Source organism: Streptomyces sp. NPDC001634 (assembly GCF_040298185.1).
Classification (GTDB): domain Bacteria; phylum Actinomycetota; class Actinomycetes; order Streptomycetales; family Streptomycetaceae; genus Streptomyces.
Map to the genome: position 1 here is coordinate 41,031 of NZ_JBEOZU010000031.1, position 21,540 is coordinate 62,570.

Genomic DNA, 21,540 nt, shown 5'->3' on the forward strand with positions numbered 1-21,540 from the left:
GTGTCCCGTACGGGTCGTACGGGACGGTGGGTCACGGAAGTTAACGGACAGCACGCGCTTGAGGGAAGACGCGCGACACGATGCGAATTCCGGTCTCGCCCGGTGAGAAAGCAGAGGCTCTTTCACTTATTGCTTCGGTGCCGCACTTCGCTGCCGTATGTGACCACGGGATGCCGTCGCGGAGGGCACCCCTGCCCCGGCCGGAGGCGCGGGCGGGGCAGTGCCGCCCCTGACGAGAGCAACAGCAGCGCGCCGAGCATGACGAACGGCGCGGCCACGCCCGCGACTCCGGCCACCATACCCGCAGCGGCCGGCGCGGCGACCTGCCCGAGGCGGTTGCCGGTCAGCCGCAGGGCGAGGGCGGTCGAGCGGGCGTCGTCGGGCGCGGCCTGTACGACGGTCGTCATGGACAGCGGCTGCCCGACGCCCAGGCAGAACCCGAGCACGGTGAGCATCGCGCCGAGCGCCCACACCGGCACCGGCAGCGCGATCCCGGCGCACAGCACCGCCGCCGTCAGACACGTCAGGGTGAGCAGCGTGGCCCGGCCGAGCAGCCTGAGCAGCGGGGTCAGGACGAGGCGGCAGGCGATGGTGGCCGCGGCACGCAGGCTCAGCAGCACTCCGACGACCGACGGGGCGATGCCTCGGTGGTCGCCGACGACGGGCAGATACGCGGTGAGGATGTCCGTCGCGGACAGCACGGCGAGGCTGATGAAGATGCCGGCCGGTACGCCCCGGCTGCGCAGGATGCGGTGCACGGGCAGGCGGTCGCCCCGCACCGTACGGGACATGGCTCCCGTACCGCGTTCGATGCGCCACAGCGATGTGCACGCGACCGCGGCGCCCGCGCCCGCCACCCCGAGGGCGAGCGCGCTGGTGCCCGCCCGGTCGGGGCCGTGGATCAGAAGGCCCGCGGCGATCGGGCCGACCAGCTGGCCGAGCGAGGCGCCGATGGTGAAGTGCCCGAAGTTGCGGTCCTGCTCATGGGGCTCGGACTGGCGGGCGACGATCGACTGGGCGCCGATGACGAAGCACAGATGACCGAGGCCCATCACCCCGCTCCATGCCGCCATCGCCGCAAGGGAGCCCGCGACGCCGCTGAGCGCGCAGCCGCCGGAAATGAGGACCACACCGGTCAGCAGCAGGGGCATGCACCGGCCGTGGTCCGTGCGGCGTCCCAGGGGCACTGCGGCGAACAGGGGAAGCAGCGCGTACACACCCGCGATCACACCGACCGCGCGTTCGTCCGCGCCAAGGGCAAGGGCCCGGTACGAGACGGCGGGCCGGGCCATCGACACCGCCCCCTGCGCGAAGCCGAAGGCGATGACGAGGCGGAGCAGCCAGCCGCGGTTCCCACCGGGCCCCATGAGAACGTCCCCCATCGAGTGATCAGACGATGCCGAACAGGATTCCTGCCCCGAGTACCACCAAGGATGTCAGCGCGGCCCACTTCAGTACGAACCGAGTGTGGTCGCCGAACTCGACCTTGACCATGCCGACGAGGACGTACAGAAGCAATATTCCAGGTCAACGCGGTGTGGAGGGCAACGGCGCGAGATCGACGGGTATGCCGTTGAGTACCGCGTTGCCCGACAGGGGGTCGAGCAGGCTGCCGTCGAGGAGCTGGTTGACGTTGACGCCGGGGTCCAGCGCGGCATGGCTCATCCGGGTGCCGGGCCGGTCGTGGCCCCAGCCGTGCGGCAGGCTGACGACCCCGCGCCGGATGCCGTCGGTGACCTCGACGGGTGCGGTGACCGCTCCCCCGGCGCCCTTGACGCGCACCGCCTCGCCGTCGGCGAGGCCGAGCCGTTCGGCGTCGTCCGGGTGGATGTGCAGAGTGCAGCGGTTGGAGCCGCCGGTGAGGGCGGGCACGTTGTGCAGCCAGCTGTTGTTGGACCGCAGATGGCGCCGTCCGACGAGCACGAGCCCCTCGGCGCGCTCGCTCAGGGCCTGCCGCAGGCGCGGCAGATCGTCCGCGATCGGGCCCGGCAGCATTTCGACCTTGCCGCTGCGGGTCTTCAGCGGCCGAGGCAGGCGGGGCTCGAGCGGCCCGAGGTCGATACCGTGCGGATGGGCGAGCAGCTTCTCCAGGGTGAGCCCGTCGGGCCGGGCGCCGAACCCGTCGCCGTACGGGCCGAGGCGCAGCATCATGTCGAGCCGTCGCTCGGGGCCGCTCTCGCCGGTGAGTTGCCCGGCCAGTTCTCGCGGATCCCGTCCGTGGACCGGCGAGTGTGCCTCGGTGACCGCCTTGCCGAGGGTCTGGTCGATGACGAGGGCGTCGACGGCGGCCGGGTCGGCCCCGTGCATACCGGTCGCGGCAAGGACCAGCCTCGCCAGGATCTCGGTCTCCGCCATTCGGCCCGGCTCCAGGGGGACGGCGGCGCGGGTGTAGCGGACCTGGTTGCGTACGGCGAGGGTGTTGAAGGCGAAGTCGAAGTGCGGCGCCTGCGAGGGCGGGGGCGGCGGCAGCACAACGTGCGCGTGGCGCGAGGTCTCGTTGAGGTACGGGTCGACGCTGACCATGAAGTCGAGCGAGCCGAGCGCCTTGTCGAGACGGTCGCCGTCGGGCGCGGAGAGCACGGGGTTGGCGGCGACGGCGATGACGGCGCGGATGGGGCTGCCCTCGTCGGTGGCGGTGTCGATCTCCTCCGCGAGGGCGGAGATCGGCAGCTCGCCCTTGGCCTCGGGGTGCCGGCGCACCCGCGACTGCCAGCGCCCGAGTGCGAAGCCGCGGCCGGGGCCGGCGGGCCGGGGCGTCTTGTCGGTGGCCGACTGCGGGAAGAGGGCGCCACCGGGCCGGTCGAGATTGCCGGTGAGGACGTTGAGCACGTCCACGAGCCAGCTGGCCAGGGTGCCGTGCGGCACGGTGCAGCTGCCGATGCGTCCGTAGACGGCGGCGGTGGGCGCGGCCGCCAGCTCGCGGGCGAGGGCCCGGATGGTGCCGGCGTCGACGTCGCACGCCCCGGCAGCGGCCTCGGGCGTGAAGTCCCGTACGGCGGCGGCCACTTCCTCGACCCCTTGCACATGCGGGGCGAGGTCGCCCAGGTCCACGAGGTCTTCCTGGAAGAGGACGTACGCCATCGCCGCGAGCAGCAGCGCGTCGGTGCCGGGGCGTACGGCGACGTGCCGGTCGGCGAGGCGGGCGGTGCGGGTGCGGCGCGGATCGATCACGGTGAGGGTGCCGCCGCGGGCCTTGAGGGCCTTGAGCTTGCCGGGGAAGTCGGGGGCGGTGCACAGACTCCCGTTGGACTCCAGGGGGTTGGCGCCGATGAGCAGCAGATGGTCCGTGCGGTCGAGATCGGGGACCGGGATGGCATTGGCGTCCCCGAAAAGGAGCCCGCTGGAGACGTGCTTGGGCATCTGGTCCAGCGTGGAGGCCGTGAAGACGCTGTGGGTGCGCAGACCGGCGAGCAGGACGGGCGGGTAGAGGGCGCCGGCCATGGTGTGCACGTTGGGGTTGCCGAGGACGACGCCGACGGCATGCGGCCCGTGCCGCTCGACGACCGGCCGCAGCCCCGCGGCGACGGCGTCGAACGCCTCCTCCCAGGTGGCCTCGCGCAGTTCCCCGTCCCGGCGCACGAGGGGCGTGCGCAGCCGGTCGGGATCGGAGTCGGCGGCCCCGAAGGAGGCGCCCTTGGGGCAGATGAACCCCTTGCTGAACACATCGTCCCGGTCCCCTCGGGCGCCGGTGACACGAGAGCCCTCAACGGTGAGCGTCAGCCCGCAGGTGGCCTCACAGAGGGGGCAGATACGCAGGGCGGTGCGGGACACGGGTCCTCCCGGAGGGATGGCGGAAGCGGTGACGCACGAACGGGGCCGAGCATACCGACCGGTATGGACGGAGGGGAGGGGTGGCCCGGTATGCGTCGCAAATCCGCGAAAGGCCCGGACCGCCCGGTCGCTCCTCCACCACCGCCCGCCCGGTCGCACCTCCGCCACCGCCCGCCCGGTCCGGCCTAGTCCAACACCCGCCCCAGATAGGCCCGAAGAAGCTCCCGCATCTCCCCGATGATCTTCTCGTCGCCCTCCGGGGCCACCCGGAACGCCAGATGGACCAGGGTGTCCGCCGTTTCCACCGCTATCAGGAACGTACGGCGCAGATCGTCGTCCGGTTCGCGGTCGAGGTACGCCGACAGCAGGTCCGTCAGGCGGTCGGCGACCCGGTGGTTGGGTTCGGCATAGCGGGCGCCGACCGGTATCTGGTTGCCGAAGTCGACGAGGGAGAAGCCGGGTGCCGTGCGCTTCATGTCCAGGTACTCGTCGAGTACCACGTCCATGGCCGCACGCCAGCCGCCCTCACCGCCCGCGCCCGCGAGGCGGCGGGTGACGCGCTCGGTGTAGCGCTCCAGGTTGCGTTCGGCCAGGGCGTCGGCCATCGCCCGCTTGTTGCCGAAGAAACGGTAGACGGAACCGATGGGCACACCCGCGCGCAGGGCCACGGCCCGGGTGCTCAGGGCGTCGTAGCCGACCTCGTCGAGAAGGTCGGCGCATGCGTCGAGGATCCTGGTCAGTCGTTCCGCGCTACGGCGTTGGACGGGGGCGCGGCGCAGCGATGTCGCTTGGGGCACGGGCTTCATAATGCCTCTCCGCCGGGGGGCCGGTGAACCTCGCCCGTCTGTACGAAAATCGGTGGCCCGGGCACTCATCGCCCCGACGGAGGTCAGCCTGTCGCCCCGGGGCTCACCGTCGCTTCCGCCCCCGACGCCGTGATGTCCGCGGTGCTCTCGACCGGCTTGCCGTGCACCGCCCACACGGTCTGGTCGTCCGCGTACAGCCGGGCCGTGACATGGTGCGTGCCGCGGGGCACCAGGCTGCCCGGCAGGTGGTAGTCGGTGGTGCGCAGCCGGGTGAGGGAGCGGCCGTCCAGGAAAAGCCGGGCGACACCGCGGCCGGCCACGGCGACCGGACGCACACCGGCGGGCGAGAAGCGGAAGTGGCGGACGGTCAGCCGCACGTCCCAGCTGTCGCCGGAGTCCGGCTGGACCTCGACCGCCACCTGGGGCGCGCCCTTCTTGTCGACTTCACGGTAGTGCCGCCCTTCCTCGTCCGTGCCGTCCAGCACCTTGCCCACCGGCGAGGCCGACACCTCACCCTTCCGCTCGTGCGCGTCGCCTGAGCCGCAGCCCGCCGAGCCGCCGAGCAGGGCACCCACCGCGAGCGCGGCGAGCAGTCCGCGCTTCCACGACATGCCGGCGAGCGTATTGCACCCTTCGTGCGGCCGAATCCCCCTGAAGGCTGGTTCTCGCGTCCTCCCGAGGTCGCGGCCGCTCTCCCCCTTGCGCGCTACCCACTCCCCTTGCGCGCCACCTCTCCCCCTTGCGCACCCGACCCCTGAATCCTACGGTGATACATAGGAATCAGTTACTAGGGAGCGGTGATGAGCGGGGACGCGAGGAAGACCGCGGAGGGGCTGTCCTATCTCTCCGGTTTCGGCAATGAGCACGTCTCGGAGGCGGTCCCGGGCGCGCTCCCCGAGGGCCGCAACTCGCCGCAGCGAGCACCGCTCGGGCTGTACGCGGAGCAGCTGAGCGGCGCGGCGTTCACCGAGCCGAGGGCGCACAACCGCAGGTCGTGGCTGTACCGCATCCGTCCGTCGGCCGCCCACCCGGCGTTCACGCGCTCGGACAACGGGGCGATCCGCTCGGCGCCGTTCACGGAGTCGGTGCCCGACCCCAACCGGCTGCGCTGGAACCCGCTGCCCGAGCCGACACCGGGGACGGACTTCCTCGCGGGCCTGTGGACCCTCGGCGGCAACGGCGACACCACCCAGCGCACCGGCATGGCCGTGCACCTCTACCACGCCAACGCCTCCATGGACCGCGTCTTCAGCGACGCCGACGGCGAGCTGCTGATCGTCCCGGAGAGCGGCGGACTGCTCCTGCACACCGAGTTCGGGCTGCTGCATCTGGAGCCGGGTTTTGTGGCGTTGATTCCTCGTGGGGTCCGCTTCCGTGTGGACCTCCTGGATGACTCTGCGCGCGGCTATGTGTGCGAGAACTACGGTGCCCCCTTCCGCCTCCCCGACCTCGGCCCGATCGGCGCCAACGGGCTCGCCAACGCCCGCGACTTCCGGGCGCCCGTCGCCGCGTACGAGGACATCGAGGGCCCGGTCGAGGTGGTGAACAAGTTCTGTGGCAACCTCTGGACGGCCATGTACGACCACTCGCCGCTCGACGTCGTCGCCTGGCACGGCAACCATGTGCCGTACATCTATGACCTGCGCCGGTTCAATGTGATCGGCACCATCAGCTACGACCACCCGGATCCGTCGATCTTCACGGTGCTGACCTCGCCGAGCGACACCCCCGGACTGGCGGGCGTCGACTTCGTCGTCTTCGCGCCGCGCTGGCTGGTGGGCGAGGACACGTTCCGGCCGCCGTACTTCCACCGGAATGTGATGAGCGAGTACATGGGCCTCATCGAGGGCGCGTACGACGCCAAGACCGCCGGTCCAGGGGGCTTCGTGCCGGGCGGCGGCTCGCTGCACAACATGATGTCGGCGCACGGTCCGGACCGGGAGACGTTCGAGAGGGCCAGCGCCGCCGAGCTCAAGCCCCAGAAGATCGACGACGGACTGGCGTTCATGTTCGAGACCCGGTGGCCGGTGACCCTCACTCCGCACGCGGCACGGGCCGACCATCTGCAACACGCATACGACGGTGTGTGGCAGGGCCTCGAACGCCACTTCCGCTCGCTTTGACGGGGCCGTTCGCCTCCGGGGCGCTCCAGCCCCTACGGCTCACTCATTGCACTGAGCGCCCCCGACCGGTACGGATAGCCCGGTGAACTCCTTCGCCCCCGACTCCATCGTCCTGAACCGCAAACTGCCGCTCTGGTACCAGGTGTCACAGTCATTGCGCGCCTCGATACTGGGCCGCTCGCCCCAGGACCCGCTGCGCCTGCCCACCGAGGAGCAGCTGGCGGGGCACTACGGGGTGAGCGTGCTGACCATGCGGCAGGCGCTGAAAGAGCTGGAGGACGAGGGGCTGATCACACGCCACCGCCGGCGCGGCACGTTCATCGAGCCCAGTGCGCAAAGGGGCGCCCCGGTGCGGCTGCTGGGCTCGGTGGACGCGATCGTGGCCCAGCAGTCCGGAATGAGGACCGAACTGCTGGACCACGGCAGGGCGCCGGTGCCCGCCGAACTCGCCGAGCACTTCCCGGATCTCGCCGAGGTCGCGACGTACCACCGGCTGCGCAGCGACGAGAAGACGGGCGAGCCGACCAACCACGCCCGCAACTACGTCCGCCCCGAGCTGGCCGAGCGCATCGACCCGGACGACCTGGTCCGCTGGCCGATGACCAAGGTGCTGAGGGACGTCGTGTGCGCGGACATCAGCCGCATCACGGACACCGTGGAGGCCCGGCTCGCGGACCCGGAGACGGCACGGCTACTGCACGTCCCGCTGCTCAGTCCGATCCTGCACTACACCGGCGTCACATACGACACCCATGGACGGCCCCTGGACGTGGCGGTGATCCACTACCGCGGGGACCGCTTCTCGTTCACGGTCACGCTCGAGGCCACCTGACCACGTCGTACCATGCCCAGCGTGACGCACGACGACACTCCGCTGCTCGCGGACCTCATGCCGTGGTCCGTCGCACCCCTGCGGCCGGGCCGCACCTGGCCGTCCGCACCCGACGCGGCCTCGCTGAAGGCACGCTGGGACGCCCTCATGAAGGCCGAAGGCCCGGACCGGGAGGCGCTGTTCGAGCCGACACGCTCGCGCACGCTGCACTCCGCGGTGGGGCAGCTGCCGGGCCGGTCGAGCGGCACGGAGAAGCTGATCCGCGCCGCGGGCCCCTGCCCGGAGCCCGTACGCGTGCTGCAGGGGCCGTTCGACGAGCAGTGGCTGATCCCCGACCACCGCCTGATCGACGTGGCTCGCCCGGAGTTGTGGCGGGTCGCGGACGAGCACCAGATCTTCGCCGTGGAGTCGGCCGCCGCGCCCGACTCCCCCGGCCCCCTCCTGCTCGCGACGTCCCTGCTGCCCATGCTGCGCCCGGGCCGCATCCGCCCGCTGTACCGCCGGCCCGGCGGCAAGGAACCCAATCTGGCACCCGGCCTGTTGGAGTACCTCGGCTCCCGTCTGGGCCTGTCGCTCGCGCCCGTGGACATCCTCGCCTGGAGTGTGGCGACGGCGCGCCCCGGCCCCGACGGGCTCCTGGTGCCGCTCACCGCCGACTCCGGACTCTGGTCGCGCGGCGTCGAGTTGGGCCACCGCATGCTCTGGCTGATGCGCCGCGACGGCGAACGCCCCAAACTCCCCGGCGGTCGCCGCCCCTACGTCCGGGCCCCGCTGCCGTCCAGGCCGGGGACCCTGCACTACGACCGCGACGAGGAGACCCTGCACCTCGACGAGGGCCGCATCTCTCCCGTACCACCACAGGCCTGGGACTTCGAGGTGGCCGGGGCACGGGTCCTGGAGCAGTGGTTCGCGGTGCGAACGGAGGGGACGGAGCCGGGCACCCTGGCGGCCATCCGGCCGGGCACCTGGCCGCAGGCCTGGACCTCCGAGCTCCTGGAACTCATCACGATCCTCGCGCTGCTCGCGGAACTGCGGCCGCAGCAGGACGAATGGGAGGTGACGGACCGGATCACGACGGCCGGGCTGCGCAAGGCGGGCGTCCTGCCGGTGCCTGCGGCGGCCCGCAGGCCCGCATCCGTCCTCGACCATCATGAAGAGGGACCGGAAGGCCAGTTCGCGCTGATCTAGCCCTTGGGCTCGAAGGCGTCCAGCACACGTTCCACGATCTGCTGGAACACCGCGAGCAGGTCGATCGGTCCGGACGCCTGCGTCAGGGCGGCAGCCAGGCGCGGGTAGGAACCGGTCGCGAGCTGTCCGCTGAGGTAGGCCATGCGGACCCCCTGCTCCTGCTCGGCCGACCACGGCAGGGCGCGGGCCCGCTCGGCGGTGATCAGCTCATTGGAGACGGCCGTCGTCACCACGCCGTTCACCATCGAGATGAGTTCCAGCTTGGTGCCGGCGGGCGCCTTCAGCGGGTCCAGGCAGGCCATGCAGTGCTCGAGATAGCGCAGCGCGTTGGGGCTGAAGCCGTAGTGACTGGAGATCATGCGCGGCAGCCAGGGGTGGCGGTGCATGAGGTCGCGGGTCTGGTGAGCCACCCGCAGCATGTCCGCGCGCCAGTCCCCCGACGGCTCCCACAGCTCGTGCTCGCCGCCGACGGTGTCCATCATCAGCTCGTACAGGTCCTCCTTGCGGGGGACGTAGTTGTACAGCGACATCGTGCCGCAGCCCAGTTCGGCCGCCACGCGCCGCATCGACACCGCGTCCAGTCCCTCGGCGTCCGCGATGCGCACCGCGGCGGCCGCGATGTCGGCGCGGGTGTACGCCGGCCTCGGCCCTCGGCCCGTGCGCTCGGGGCGCGCCCAGATCACATGGGGTTCGGCCGCTCGGCCCGCCATCCGTCATCACCTCGCCCACCATCGTAGTTACGTACGGCGTACGTAGTGCGCTATGGTCGATCCATGACTACTACGTACGCTGTACTTAGTGAGGGGCTCGAGAAGCGGTTCGGTGGTGTGCACGCCCTGCGCGGGCTGGACCTCGCGGTCGCGCAGGGCACGGTCTGCGGGCTCCTCGGTCCGAACGGGGCGGGCAAGACCACGGCGGTGCGCCTGCTGACCACGCTGCTGCGCCCGGACGCGGGTTCGGCGCGGGTGGCGGGGCATGACCTCGTGCGGGAGCCCGCTGCGGTACGCCGCAGGATCGGGGTGACCGGACAGGACACATCGGTCGACGGGGACCTCACCGGGCGGCAGAACCTCCGGCTGTTCGCCCGGCTGCACCGGGTCCGGGATGCCGCTGCGCGCGCCGACGAACTGCTGGAGCGGTTCGGACTGGCGGAGGCGGCCGACCGGCCCGCGTCCGCCTACTCGGGCGGGATGCGCCGGCGGCTGGACCTGGCGGCGAGCCTTGTGCGCCGGCCCGACGTGCTCTTCCTGGACGAGCCCACCACGGGCCTCGACCCGGCCAGCCGGAACGGGATCTGGGACACGGTGCGCGGCCTCACCGAAGAGGGCACCACGGTCGTGCTCACCACGCAGTACCTGGAGGAGGCCGACCAGCTCGCTGACACGATCGCCCTGGTGGACCGCGGTCGGGTGGCGCACACGGGCTCGCCGCCCGAGCTCAAGGCGCTCATCGGGGCGTACGCGGAGGTCGTCGTCACGGATGCGGACGTCATGGTGAAGGCGGCGGGCGTCCTCGACCGGCTCACCGGCGCCGAACCGTCGCTCGACCGCGACCGCAACGCCGTGGGCGCCGTCACCCGCGACCCGACCCTCACCCTGCCGCGCCTGGTGCGCGAACTCGACGCGGCGGGCGTGCCGTTGCTCGACGCGAGCATCAGCCCGCCGACCCTGGACGACGTCTTCCTCCGCCTCACGGGCAGCAAGGAGCTGGTGGCATGAGCACGTTGGCGTACGACGGCACGGCGATGCTGGGGCGGCAGCTCAAACGGATCCGCAACAACCCCGGTCTGGTGGTCCTGACCCAGACCATGCCGATCACCATGCTGCTGTTCTTCGGGTACGTCTTCGGCAGCGCGGTCGCGATGCCCGGCGAGCAGTACCGCTCCTTCCTCGTCCCCGGGCTGCTGGCGGCCACGGCCGCGGGCGGGCTGACCACCGGGATGCTCCAGGCCTCCCAGGACGCGCACCGGGGCGTGATGGACCGCCTGCGGACGCTGCCGGTGAGCCGGGCGGCCGTACCGCTCGGGCAGGCGATGGCCGACCTCGTCGTCTCGGCCGCCGGGACGGTGCCGCTGCTGCTGGTCGGACTGGCGGTGGGCTGGCGCATCGAGGGGTCCGCGGCACAGGCGGCGGGCGCGCTCGCCCTGTTGCTGCTGTTCCGGTTCGCCTGTACCTGGGCCGGGATCCTCCTCGGGATGCTGCCCCGCAATGAGGAGGCGGCCGGACAGCTGGCCGGCACGACCTTCGTGCTGCCGCTGCTGTCCAGCGCGTACATCCCCGCCGACGGCATGCCCGGCTGGCTGCGCACCCTCGTCGAGTGGAACCCGATCAGCGCGGTGACCACGGCCCTGCGGGACCTCTTCGGCAACGCCCCCGTCCCGCGGGATGCCGCCTGGCCGGTGGCCCACCCGGTCGCCGGGTCGCTGGCCTGGTGCCTGGTGCTGATCGTGGTGTTCGCACCGTCGGCCGTCCGCCGGTACGCGCGTCCCCGGTGACGACCTGCTGACAAGGCCCTCTGCCGCAGGTCATGATCCAGCCATGGATCGTCTGTCCCCGCCCCCGGAGGGCCTGCCCCTGCCCCTGGAGGGCATCACCGTCGTCGCCGTCGAACAGGCCGTCGCCGCGCCCTTCGCGACCCGGCAGCTCGCCGATCTGGGCGCCCGCGTGATCAAGGTCGAGCGGGTCGACGGCGGCGATTTCGCCCGTGGCTATGACACCGCCGCCCGCGGTCTGGCCTCGCACTTCGTGTGGTGCAACCGCGGCAAGGAGTCGATCGCCCTGGATCTGAAGGATCCGCGGGGCCTGGACGTCGTACGGCGGCTGATCGCGGACGCGGACGTGTTCGTGCAAAACCTGGCCCAGGGGGCCGCGGCCCGGCTCGGCCTGGACGCCGCCACCCTGTGCGCGGCGCACCCCCGGCTGGTCGCCGTGGACATCTCGGGCTACGGCGCGTCGGGCCCGTACGCGGACAAGCGGGCGTACGACATGCTCGTGCAGTGCGAGGCGGGGCTGGTGTCGGTGACCGGGACGCCGGAGCAGCCGGTCAAGGCGGGCATCCCGGCGGCCGACATCGCGGCGGCCATGTACGCGTTCTCGGGGGTTCTCGCAGCGCTCGTCCGGCGGGGCACCAACGGGCGTGGCGGGCCCGTCGAGGTCTCCATGCTGGAGGCGCTCGCCGAGTGGATGGGACATCCGCTGCACCACACGATGCACGACGGCACTCCCCCGGCGCGCACCGGTCTGGCGCACGCCGTCATCGCCCCGTACGACGCCTATCCGACGGCTGACGGCGGGCGGGTGCTGCTGTCCGTGCAGAACGACCGGGAGTGGCGGCGACTTGCCGAACAGGTGCTCGGGCAGCCGGAGCTGGGCACCGATCCGGAGTACGCGACGAACGCCGCGCGGGTCGCCCACCGCGAACGTACGGACGCCCTGGTCGGCAAGGCGCTGGCCGGCCTCGGGGCCGACGAGGCGGTGGCCCGGCTGGAGGCGGCCGGCATCGCGTGCGCACGCCTCAGGGACCTATGGGACGTGGCCGGGCATCCGCAGCTGGCGGCCCGGGAGCGGTGGCGGGAGGTGGGGACGCCGGTGGGGCCGCTGAGGGCGCTCCTGCCTCCGATCACACTGCCGGGTGGGAACGAGGCCAGGATGGGGGATGTGCCCGCGCTCGGGGAGCACACCGAGGCGCTGCTGCATGCCGTGGGGATGACGGACGACGAGATCGCAGCGCTGCGCCGGGACGGTGTGGCGGCCTGAGCGCGGGCCCCTTGCGGGACGCCCGCGTCGCGGGCTTGTTGTGAACGCCGGTGTCGCTCAGCGCCCGCCGAACAGCGAACGGCGCAGCCGGCGCAGTGGTGCGAAGAGCGAGACCTTGCTCACCCGCGCGCCCCTGCCGCTGCGGTCGTGCGCACGGTCACGTGCGGTCAGCTCGCGCATCAACGAGGTCGCCTCGGCCGCCTCACGCTGCGGGACGGCGGGGCCGCCCAGCACCGAGAGATGGCGGTCGAGGCGCGAACTGGTCGCACTGCTCCCGCAGGTGATCGCAGGGACCCTGGCCCTGCTGCGCACTGTTATCTGTTCCATGTCACTCCCCACCCGTACGAGTCCACCCGGCCCGGGCAGAGTAACCCTATCGCTCCCTCGTGGCACTCGTGTATCGCAGGCACAGGATTCACCTTTCCTGTAAGGGGGTTGACGGCTACTCTCCGAATCCGACGGACTGCAGGGCGAGTTGGACAACTGGCTGGCTGGTCGGCTGCGCTGAGCCACCGTCGGGTTCGACGGTTACGGCGAGTGACGTCGCTCTCTTGCTCAGACCGCTCGCGACCAGGGGCGTGTCGCCGTGGAAGAGTCCGAGGGAGCGCGGTTGCACGTTGGGGCGCATGAGCCAGAGTTGATGCACGCGCCCGTCGGGCGGTGCGCCGAGTCCGCTGAGGGTGACCACGGCGCGCCCCTCGGAGGCGGAGGCGATTACTCCGATTCCTCGCCCCCTGGCGTCCCGGTCGCTTGTCGCACGGGCGTCCGGAGCGGAGAGAACGTGGGCGATCTCACGCGCCTGCGCACGCTCCGCGTCGAGTTTGTCCTGCGTCTGCGTGGCCTGGACGGCGAAGAGCGATGCGACGACGAGAGCCGCCGCTGCCGTGGCGGTGGCGAGCGGGGCGAAGAGGGGGCGCAGCCGGGGCGCACGGGTGCGCGGGGGCGGCGGTGCGGTGCCCCAGACATGCGGGGGCAGGTGCGGTTCATGGGCCCGGGGCGTGTCCTGTGCGAGCGCGGGGTCCTGGGGGATGTTCCGTACGGCGGTGAGGACCCGGTCGCGCAGACCGGGCGGGGCCAGGGCCGTCGTGGACCAGGCGAGGCGCACGGCGTCCTCGGACAGGGCCCGCACCTCGGCGGCGCAGCGGTCGCAGCCCTTGAGATGCTTCTCGAAGCGGAACCGCTCCGCGGGTTCCAGGGCGTCAAGGGCGTAGGGGGCCGCCAGGGAATGCAGGTCTTCACGGCGCAGCAGCCGGTCCAGGACGCTCATGCGACTCCTCCCAGGCACTCGCGCAGCCGGGTGAGTCCGTCGCGCATCCGCGTCTTGACCGTGCCGAGCGGAAGCGAGAGCCGCTCGGCCACCTCACGGTACGTGTAACCGTCGTAGTACGCGAGCGTCACCGACTGGCGTTGCAGGGCGGTGAGCCGGTCCAGGCAGCGGCGCACCCACTCGCGCTCCAGACCGGCCTCGACCTCCTCGGCGACCTGGTCGAAGGCGGGGTGGTGGGCGCGCCGGGCCTCGCGCTGCTCGCGTTCACCGGCCGCGCGGACGCTGCGCACCCGGTCGACGGCACGGCGGTGGGCGAGGGTGAGGATCCACGACAGGGCGCTGCCGCGGCCGGGGTCGAACCGCGGTGCGGAACGCCACAGTTCGAGCAGCACCTCCTGGGCCACCTCCTCCGACTGGGCCGGGTCCCGTACGACCCGGCGCACCAGACCGAACACCGGCCCCGACACCAGTCCGTACAGATCCTCGAAGGCCTTCTGGTCACCTCCGGCCACGAGCACCAGAAGTTCGTCCGCCTCCACTCGTACCCCCCTCTCCGCCACGTACGGCTTGCTCGCTCCACTGTGGCATTCGCTGCGCTCACGCCTTCGGATGAGTACGGATCAGCGAGGCGAAAACGCGGGTCGAGCAGACACAAAAACTTTTTTCAGATTCGACCAAGACGCCTGCGCGACTGCTCCGTATCCCTGTGCGAAGGACAAGTTGGCACTGAGGACGGACGGCATGACACCTATCTCCAGGAGCGGCACGGGTCGCAGGAGCATCGCGACCCTCATCTGTGGCGCGCTGGCCGCCGGCGGGCTCGCAGCCGCCGGCGTGACCGCGCTGGAACCGGGGGCGGCCTCCGCCTCCTCCCACCGGGAGGCGCCGCTGATCTCGGGGCAGCCGCAGTACGACAACACCGACCTGTACGCGTTCGTGAGCCCCGACAAGCCGGACACGACCACGATCATCGCGAACTTCATCCCGTTCGAGGAGCCGTCGGGCGGGCCGAACTTCTACACGTTCGCGGACGATGCCCAGTACGACATCCACATCGACAACAACGGTGACGCCCAGGGCGAACTGGTATTCCGCTACACGTTCAAGACGCACGTCAAGAACAAGAACACCTTCCTGTACAACACGGGTGCGGTCAAAAGCCTCAACGACCCCAACCTGAACGTCACTCAGACGTACGACATCGAGCTGCTCAAGCTGCACAAGGAGAAGCTCGTCTCGCGCACGAAGATCGCCGACGACGTGCCTGTCGCGCCGTCGAACGTCGGCAAGGCGTCGATGCCGGACTACGGCAAGCTGCGCGACCAGGCCGTCTACAAGCTCGCGGGCGGCGCGACGACGTTCGCCGGGCAGGCGGCCGACCCGTTCTTCGCGGACCTGCGCGTCTTCGACCTGCTGTACGGCGGGAACCTCTCGGAGGTCGGCAACAACACGCTCAAGGGCTACAACGTCAACTCCCTCGCGATCCAGGTGCCGAACAGCTACATCCGCGAGTCGTCCAAGCAGCCGGTCGTCGGCATCTGGTCGACGGTCCAGCGCAAGAACGCGCGGGGCTACTACGAGCAGATCTCGCGCCTCGGCAACCCGCTGGTCAACGAGGTCGTCAACCCGCAGAAGGACAAGGACAAGTTCAACGCGTCCCAGCCCTGGTACGACGCGCAGTTCCTGAAGAACGTGACCAACCCGGAGCTGCCGAAGCTCATCGAGCAGATCTACAAGATCAAGGCGCCGTCCGAGCCGCGCAACGACCTGGTGGACGTGTTCCTGAAGGGTGTGAAGGGCCTCAACCAGCCGCCGTACGTGAAGCCGGCGGAGGAGCTGCGCCTCAACACCTCGATCAAGCCCAGCATGCACCCGAAGCGGCTGGGCGTGCTGGACGGTGACAACGCGGGCTTCCCGAACGGGCGCCGGCTCACCGACGACGTGATCGACGAGGCGCTCCAGGTGATGGAGGGCTTCCTGGTCGGTCAGAAGACGGGTCTGAGCGACAAGGTCGACGCGGCCGACGGAAAGTTCGGGAACTCGTTCCCGTACCTGGCCGAGCCGAACTCGGGATCGCACGGTGCGCTGGCGAAGGGCACCGGGAACGACGTGCGCAGCCAGCTGGCCGACGGCCTGATGCCCACCGGTTCGAGCGGCTCCGACACCACGCTGATCGCGTCCTCCGCGGCGGCGGGCGTCGCCGGGGTCCTGCTGATCGGCACCGCGGTGATGTGGTGGCGCCGCCGCAACACCGGCTACCGGGGGTACTGACCCCCCGACGGGGCCGAAACCGGCCCCGTCCCCTCGACCGGCGCGGTCCGTACCTCCCATCCCCCACGGCGCGGGCCGCGCCGCTCCACCCCTGACAACGACCGTTTCCGCCCAGGAGATTGAGGAGAGGGCATGTCCCCGCGTACGAACGACAGCGCGCCGGAGAGCGGGCGCGGCGACCGGCCGGAGGCCGAACCGCCGAGGCCGACGCTCCGCGCGGCGGAGACCACGCCCGAGGAGGGTGCCGCGAGTGCCGTGGAGGGGGGCACGAGCGTCGCCGAGTCCGGCGAGAACACCGTGAGCGAAACTCCGGACGCGCCGCACGGCGACGGGCCGTCGGCCACTGGCCCCACGGCAGGCACCGAGGCGGATGGCCGACAGGCCCAAGAACGGGCGGACCGCGCGCAGACGGTCGATGAACGGGACGCCGGCACCGATCCGTCTCCCCGACCGGCGGGCGACGCCGACGCGGTACGCGGGCCGGTGTCCGGCGAGGAATCACCACGTGAACCGGGCGGCGCCCCGAAGGGGGCCGACACGCCGGCCTCGTGCGCAACGTCCCGCGGGGCGGCCGGCGACGCCGACGCCGACGCGGCCTCCGACGCCGACGCGGCCGCCGCACGCGTCGCCGTCACGACACCGTCCCCCGAACCGACAGGCAGCCCCGCGGCGGTCGACGCATCGGCCGCCACTGAGGCGACATCCCGCGAAGGGACCGACTCCGACGAGCGAGTCGTCGCGCTGCGGCGGTTCTCCGCTTCCGGGCGGCGCTGGCGCGCCGTGCAACTCGGGCTCTGTGCCGCCTCGCTGGCCGTCGCGCTCACCGCGGGGGCCGCGGTCATCGGTGCCCTGCGGGACAGTGGCGGGACGGCGCCCGTCGCGTCCGCGCCCAGCGGTGTCTCGCCCGAACTGCTCGCGAGTGGTGACCTCGACTCGAGCATCCGGGCCCTGCAGGCCCATCTCCGCGCCCAGCCACGGGACTACGGCAGCTGGGCGACCCTCGGCCTCGCCTACGTCGAGCAGGCCCGCACCAAGGGCGACCCCTCCCGCTACCCGCAGGCGCAGCGCGCGCTCGATCAGTCGCTGAAGCTCCGCCCCGACAACGACGCCGCACTCGCCGGACGCGCCGCCCTCGCCGCGGCCCGCCACGACTTCTCCGGTGCCCTGAAGTACGCGGACCTGACCCTGAAGCAGAACCCGTACAGCGAGCGCGCCCTGTCCTCCCGTATCGACGCGCTCGTCGAACTCGGCCGCTACGAGGACGCGTCGAAGGCCGCCGACCTGGCCGACTCGCGCCACCCCGGCGTCCCCGTCTTCACGCGCTACGCCTACGTCCACGAACTGCGCGGCGACGTGCAGACCGCCCGCCGAGTCCTGGAGCAGGCCCTCTCCACGGCCACCTCCCGCGGCGACATCGCGTACGTGGCGGCGGCCCTCGGCCAACTCGCCTGGAACCAGGGCGACTACAAGACGGCCCTTGACCACTACGCGCGCGCCCTCGCCGCCGACGAGAACTACCTCCCCGCGCTGGAGGGCCGAGCCCGCGCCCAGGCGGCCCAGGGCGACACCGCGGACGCGATCCGCGGCATGGAGCAGGTCGTCGAGCGCTATCCGCTGCCCCAACCACTCGTGGAGCTCGGCGAACTGTACGAGGTCCGCGGCAAGGCGGGCGACCTGGACAAGGCCCGCGACCAGTACGCCCTGGTCGACGCCTGGGTCTCGGTGGCCCGCGCCAACGGCGTCAACGCCGACCTCGACACCGCCCTGGCAGCCGCCGACCACGGCGACCGCACGGCCGCGCTGAAGGCCGCACGCGCCGAGTGGGCGCGCCGCCACACCGTGCACACCGCGGACGCCCTCGCCTGGGCGCTGCACGTCAACGGTCGCGACCAGGAAGCCCTCCCGTATGCCCGGCAGGCCACGGCCACCGGCTACCGCAACGCGAGCTTCCTGTACCACCGCGGCATGATCGAGCGCGCCACCGGACACACCGAGGAGGCCCGCGCCTCGCTCACCTCCGCGCTGAAGCTCAACGCCGGCTTCTCACCCCTGGGCGCGCGTGCGGCCCGTAAGGCACTGGAGGCGATGCAGTGAACCTCCGTCGCGTCGTCGCCACCGGCGCGGCCGTCCTCACGGCCGCCTGCGCGTTGGTGCTGGTCCCCTCCGGCCTTGCGAGCGCCCACCCGCTGGGCAACTTCACGGTCAACCGGTACGACGGCCTCGTCGCCGCCCCGGGACAGCTGCGGATCGACCATGACGAGGATCTCGCGGAGATCCCGGCCACCCAGGCCAAGCCCGACATCGAGAGGCTCGGCCTGACCGCATGGGCCCGGCAGCGGTGCTCGAAGGCCGCTGAGGGCAGCAGCCTCACCGTCGCCGGACGGACCGCCACGCTGACCGTGGGCACGAGCCGCGCGCAGCTGCGGCCCGGTCAGGCGGGGCTGAACACCCTGCGCGTGGAGTGCAGGCTGACGGCACCGCTGCCCAAGGGCGACAACGTCACTCTCGGCTTCCACAGCGCGGGCGCGACCACCGGACCCGGCTGGCGCGAGATCACCGCGCGCGGCGACCGCATGACGCTCACCGCGTCGGACGTTCCGAAGACGTCCGTCTCCCACGAACTGACCAGCTATCCGAAGGATTTGCTCTCCTCGCCCGCGGACACCGTCAAGGCCTCCCTGCGGGTGCGCCCCGGCGGCCCCGCCCTCGCCGACGAGCAGAAGGACGCACCGGCCGCCTCCATCCTTCCGCGCGGCGCCGACCGCTGGACCCGGGCGCTGGACAATCTGGTCGCCCGGCACCACCTCACGTTCGGCTTCGCCACGCTCGCCCTGCTCATCGCGATCGTCCTCGGCGCGATGCACGCCCTCGCGCCCGGCCACGGCAAGACCATCATGGCCGCGACGGCGGCGGCCCGCGGCGGCCGGGCGCGCATGCGGGACGTCCTGCCCCTGGCAGCGTCGGTGACGGTCACCCACACCCTGGGCGTGGTCGCCCTGGGCCTCCTGGTCACGGCCGGTTCGGCGGCGGCGCCTTCGGTGATCGCATGGCTGGGCCTGGCGAGCGGGGTCCTGGTCACCCTGGCGGGCGCCTCGCTCGTACGACGGGCGTGGCGCAACCGGAGTCATACGCACGGACACGGGCACACCCATGCGCACGGTCACGACCACGGCCCCGGACACACGCACAGCCATTCGGACCACACGCACGAGCACGGCCACAACCACGAGCACGGCCACAACCACGACCACGCGCCCGATCACGGCCACTCGCACTACACGAACGACCACGAACACGACCACGACCACTCGCACGACCACTCGCACGACCACGAACACGGCATCCCCCACACCCACGGCGGCGTCACCCACACCCACCCCACCGCCCCCACCATCCGCGGCACGATCCTCCTCGGCTTCGCCGGCGGGCTCGTGCCCAGTCCCTCCGCCGTGGTGGTCCTCGTCGGGGCCGCCGCGCTCGGCCAGGCCTGGTTCGGTCTCCTGCTCGTCGTCGCCTACGGCATCGGGCTCGCCATTACCCTGACCGCGGCCGGGTTCGCCGTGGTGAAGCTGGGCAGCGGGATGAACCGCGTACTGGACCGGCGCCCGCGCTGGACGGCCGGCCCGATGGCGGCGCTGGTGCGCAGGACCGCCCCCCTGGGATCCGCGTTCGTCGTCATGGCCCTTGGGGCCGGATTGGTACTCAGGGGGGCGGCATCCGCGCTCGGCTGAGCTACTTTTTTGACATCCTCCCCCTCTCGAAAGAGGAGGATTCCAACCTGGTGGGTTGAGGTTCACGGACACTCGACCGCTGGTGCGGTGTTGTCCCTCCGGCATGTCCTGCCGCGACGGGCTGAACATAGCAGCAACGCGGGAAAGCGGAAGAATCGCCACAGAAGCGAATGGGGGCGCCCGTGTCCGAAGAACCGGGCCATGAACGTGTGATCGCGGGTCGCTACCGTCTTCTGTCCCCCCTCGGCGAGGGCGGGATGGGAACGGTGTGGCGGGCCCGCGACGAGGTCCTGCACCGCGAGGTGGCCGTCAAGGAGGTGCGCGCCCCGGCCGGGCTCCCTTCGAACGAGGTCGAGCGCATGTACACGCGGCTGGAGCGCGAGGCCTGGGCGGCGGCCCGGGTGGCGAACCGGAACGTCGTCACGGTCTACGACGTGGCGCACGAGGACGGTCGCCCCTGGATCGTGATGGAACTGATCCGTGGGATCGCCCTGTCGGACCTGCTGGACGCGGAGGGACCGATCTCCCCGCAGCGCGCCGCGCACATCGGTGCCGAGGTGCTCACGGCCCTGCGCGCCGCGCATTCGGCCGGTGTCCTGCACCGTGACGTCAAGCCGGGCAACGTCCTGCTGGCGAACGACGGCCGGGTGGTCCTCACCGACTTCGGCATCGCCACGGTCGAGGGCAGCTCCGCGCTGACCATGACGGGCGAGGTCATCGGCTCGCCCGAATTCCTGGCTCCCGAGCGGGCGCTCGGGCGCACCCCGGGCCCGGAGTCCGACCTGTGGTCGTTGGGCGTGCTGCTGTACGCGGCGGTCGAGGGCAACTCGCCGTTCCGGCAGAACACACCGTTGAACACCCTGCGCGCGGTCGTCGACGAGGAGCTGCCGGCGCCGCGCCGGGCCGGGCCGCTGGCCCCGGTGATCGAGGGGCTGCTGCGCAAGGATCCGGCGGAGCGCATCCCGGCCGGACAGGCCGAGCAGGAGCTGCGGATCGTCGGCGCGGGCGGCACCCCGCGCACGGGATCGTCCGCGTACGCCCCGACGGTCGCGGCGTTCCCCAGTGGTCCGCCGACTCCCCCGCTGCCCACGCCCACGCCTGCTCCGGCCTACGCCACCCGGCCGCCCGCGTACGTGCCCGAGCCCGAGTCCGCGCCGCGCAACCGCCGTGCCGCGGTCGTCCTGGTCGCGGGGCTGGCCGCTCTCGCGCTGGCGGTGGCGGGGATGACGTACGCGCTGATGAAGGGTGACAACGGAAGCCGCGGCAGCAGCAGTACGAGCAGCGGGTCCACGCACGGCAGCAGCGCCGCCGGCGGAGGTCCGACCCGAGCCGAGAAGAGCACCGGAGCGGGCGCCTCCCCGACGGGTGGGTCCACGTCGAGCAGCGGAAGCGGAGGAGGCCGCACGACGAGCCCGCCCGCCCAGTCCGTGGCTGTGACGGTCACGGGCGCACACACCGATTACACGGGCACGTGCCCACCGCCGGACGCACAGGCGCCCACGTTCACGGCGACGTTCACCGTGGGCCGTGTCCCGGTCGACGTGTCCTATCGCTGGGTCACCAGAACGGGGCAGGTGTCGGACCCGGGCTGGAAGACGCTGTCGTTCTCCGCGGGGGACGGGAGGACCAAGCAGCGGCAGGTCGTCGTCACCACCTACAACGCGGGCGGTTCGGTGCAGAACGAGATCGGTGTGGAGGTGCGCGGCCCGGTGCAGGCCACGTCCAACTCCGTGCCGTTCTCCGTGACCTGTGAGACGGAGACCCCGACGGGCGGGGCCTCCCCCTCGGGTTCCTGA

General features: G+C 71.8%; 19 protein-coding genes. 10 read left to right on the plus strand and 9 right to left on the minus strand.

Features of this window, described 5'->3' with window-relative positions; all coding sequences use genetic code 11:
• Positions 1-122: 122 nt before the first annotated feature.
• The 5 genes from ABT186_RS21910 to ABT186_RS21930 form a co-directional block, all read right to left on the minus strand.
• Positions 123-1,367 carry an MFS transporter gene (locus ABT186_RS21910; RefSeq protein WP_351926384.1) on the minus strand — a complete coding sequence of 415 codons (1,245 nt, stop codon included), beginning with the start codon at positions 1,365-1,367 and terminating at the stop codon, positions 123-125.
• 22 nt (positions 1,368-1,389) lie between these two features.
• Positions 1,390-1,518, minus strand: coding sequence for a hypothetical protein (locus ABT186_RS21915; protein ID WP_351231792.1), 129 nt, complete (start codon positions 1,516-1,518; stop codon positions 1,390-1,392).
• Between the two features lie 9 nt (positions 1,519-1,527).
• A complete protein-coding gene (locus ABT186_RS21920; protein WP_351231786.1) occupies positions 1,528-3,771 on the minus strand; it encodes a molybdopterin oxidoreductase family protein in 2,244 nt (747 codons plus the stop codon).
• Between the two features lie 185 nt (positions 3,772-3,956).
• Positions 3,957-4,577: a TetR/AcrR family transcriptional regulator gene (locus ABT186_RS21925; protein ID WP_351231784.1), complete on the minus strand. Its 621-nt coding sequence runs from the start codon at positions 4,575-4,577 to the stop codon at positions 3,957-3,959.
• 83 nt (positions 4,578-4,660) lie between these two features.
• Complete coding sequence (locus tag ABT186_RS21930) at positions 4,661-5,188, minus strand: hypothetical protein (RefSeq protein WP_351231782.1); 528 nt, start codon at positions 5,186-5,188, stop codon at positions 4,661-4,663.
• 189 nt (positions 5,189-5,377) lie between these two features.
• Between ABT186_RS21930 and hmgA the strand changes: the two genes are divergently transcribed.
• The 3 genes from hmgA to ABT186_RS21945 all read left to right on the plus strand — a co-directional run bounded on the left by hmgA (position 5,378) and on the right by ABT186_RS21945 (position 8,720).
• A complete protein-coding gene (gene hmgA / locus ABT186_RS21935) occupies positions 5,378-6,700 on the plus strand; it encodes a homogentisate 1,2-dioxygenase (RefSeq protein WP_351926348.1) in 1,323 nt (440 codons plus the stop codon).
• Positions 6,701-6,782: 82 nt separating this feature from the next.
• Positions 6,783-7,532 (plus strand): GntR family transcriptional regulator, encoded by a 750-nt coding sequence (locus tag ABT186_RS21940; protein ID WP_351231778.1) that lies wholly within the window; start codon positions 6,783-6,785, stop codon positions 7,530-7,532.
• A gap of 12 nt (positions 7,533-7,544) precedes the next feature.
• Complete coding sequence (locus ABT186_RS21945; protein WP_351231776.1) at positions 7,545-8,720, plus strand: type ISP restriction/modification enzyme; 1,176 nt, start codon at positions 7,545-7,547, stop codon at positions 8,718-8,720.
• Here ABT186_RS21945 and ABT186_RS21950 read toward each other — a convergent pair.
• Positions 8,717-9,430, minus strand: coding sequence for a TetR/AcrR family transcriptional regulator C-terminal domain-containing protein (locus tag ABT186_RS21950; RefSeq protein ID WP_351926350.1), 714 nt, complete (start codon positions 9,428-9,430; stop codon positions 8,717-8,719). The genes ABT186_RS21945 and ABT186_RS21950 overlap by 4 nt on opposite strands.
• Positions 9,431-9,493: 63 nt before the next feature.
• On the opposite strand from ABT186_RS21950, the gene ABT186_RS21955 reads away from it, so the two are divergent.
• The 3 genes from ABT186_RS21955 to ABT186_RS21965 are packed head-to-tail and all read left to right on the plus strand — an operon-like array spanning position 9,494 to position 12,475.
• The gene (locus ABT186_RS21955; RefSeq protein ID WP_351231772.1) at positions 9,494-10,438 is read left to right on the plus strand and encodes an ATP-binding cassette domain-containing protein; all 945 of its coding nucleotides are present in this window, start codon (positions 9,494-9,496) and stop codon (positions 10,436-10,438) included.
• On the plus strand, positions 10,435-11,214 hold the full coding sequence (locus tag ABT186_RS21960) for an ABC transporter permease (RefSeq protein ID WP_351926352.1): 780 nt from the start codon (positions 10,435-10,437) through the stop codon (positions 11,212-11,214). The genes ABT186_RS21955 and ABT186_RS21960 overlap by 4 nt, the downstream gene beginning before the upstream one ends.
• 43 nt (positions 11,215-11,257) lie before the next feature.
• Entirely contained in the window at positions 11,258-12,475 is a 1,218-nt protein-coding gene (locus ABT186_RS21965; RefSeq protein WP_351926354.1) for a CaiB/BaiF CoA transferase family protein, read from the plus strand.
• A 57-nt stretch (positions 12,476-12,532) separates the two neighbouring features.
• Here the strand turns inward: ABT186_RS21965 and ABT186_RS21970 are convergent, their stop codons facing one another.
• The 3 genes from ABT186_RS21970 to ABT186_RS21980 form a co-directional block, all read right to left on the minus strand.
• A complete protein-coding gene (locus tag ABT186_RS21970; RefSeq protein ID WP_351231766.1) occupies positions 12,533-12,802 on the minus strand; it encodes a hypothetical protein in 270 nt (89 codons plus the stop codon).
• 115 nt (positions 12,803-12,917) lie between these two features.
• Positions 12,918-13,742, minus strand: coding sequence for an anti-sigma factor (locus ABT186_RS21975; RefSeq protein ID WP_351926356.1), 825 nt, complete (start codon positions 13,740-13,742; stop codon positions 12,918-12,920).
• Positions 13,739-14,302 (minus strand): sigma-70 family RNA polymerase sigma factor, encoded by a 564-nt coding sequence (locus tag ABT186_RS21980; RefSeq protein ID WP_351231762.1) that lies wholly within the window; start codon positions 14,300-14,302, stop codon positions 13,739-13,741. Before ABT186_RS21980 ends, ABT186_RS21975 begins: the two co-directional genes overlap by 4 nt.
• Before the next feature lie 181 nt (positions 14,303-14,483).
• Here ABT186_RS21980 and ABT186_RS21985 point away from each other — a divergent pair, with 181 nt between their 5' ends.
• From ABT186_RS21985 to ABT186_RS22000, 4 genes are all read left to right on the plus strand, one after another.
• A complete protein-coding gene (locus ABT186_RS21985; protein ID WP_351926358.1) occupies positions 14,484-16,013 on the plus strand; it encodes a DUF4331 domain-containing protein in 1,530 nt (509 codons plus the stop codon).
• Positions 16,014-16,145: 132 nt separating this feature from the next.
• Positions 16,146-18,107, plus strand: coding sequence for a tetratricopeptide repeat protein (locus ABT186_RS21990; protein WP_351926360.1), 1,962 nt, complete (start codon positions 16,146-16,148; stop codon positions 18,105-18,107).
• Positions 18,104-19,744, plus strand: a complete 1,641-nt coding sequence (locus ABT186_RS21995; RefSeq protein WP_351231756.1) for a HoxN/HupN/NixA family nickel/cobalt transporter — start codon at positions 18,104-18,106, stop codon at positions 19,742-19,744. The genes ABT186_RS21990 and ABT186_RS21995 overlap by 4 nt, the downstream gene beginning before the upstream one ends.
• A gap of 170 nt (positions 19,745-19,914) precedes the next feature.
• Complete coding sequence (locus ABT186_RS22000; RefSeq protein WP_351926362.1) at positions 19,915-21,540, plus strand: serine/threonine-protein kinase; 1,626 nt, start codon at positions 19,915-19,917, stop codon at positions 21,538-21,540.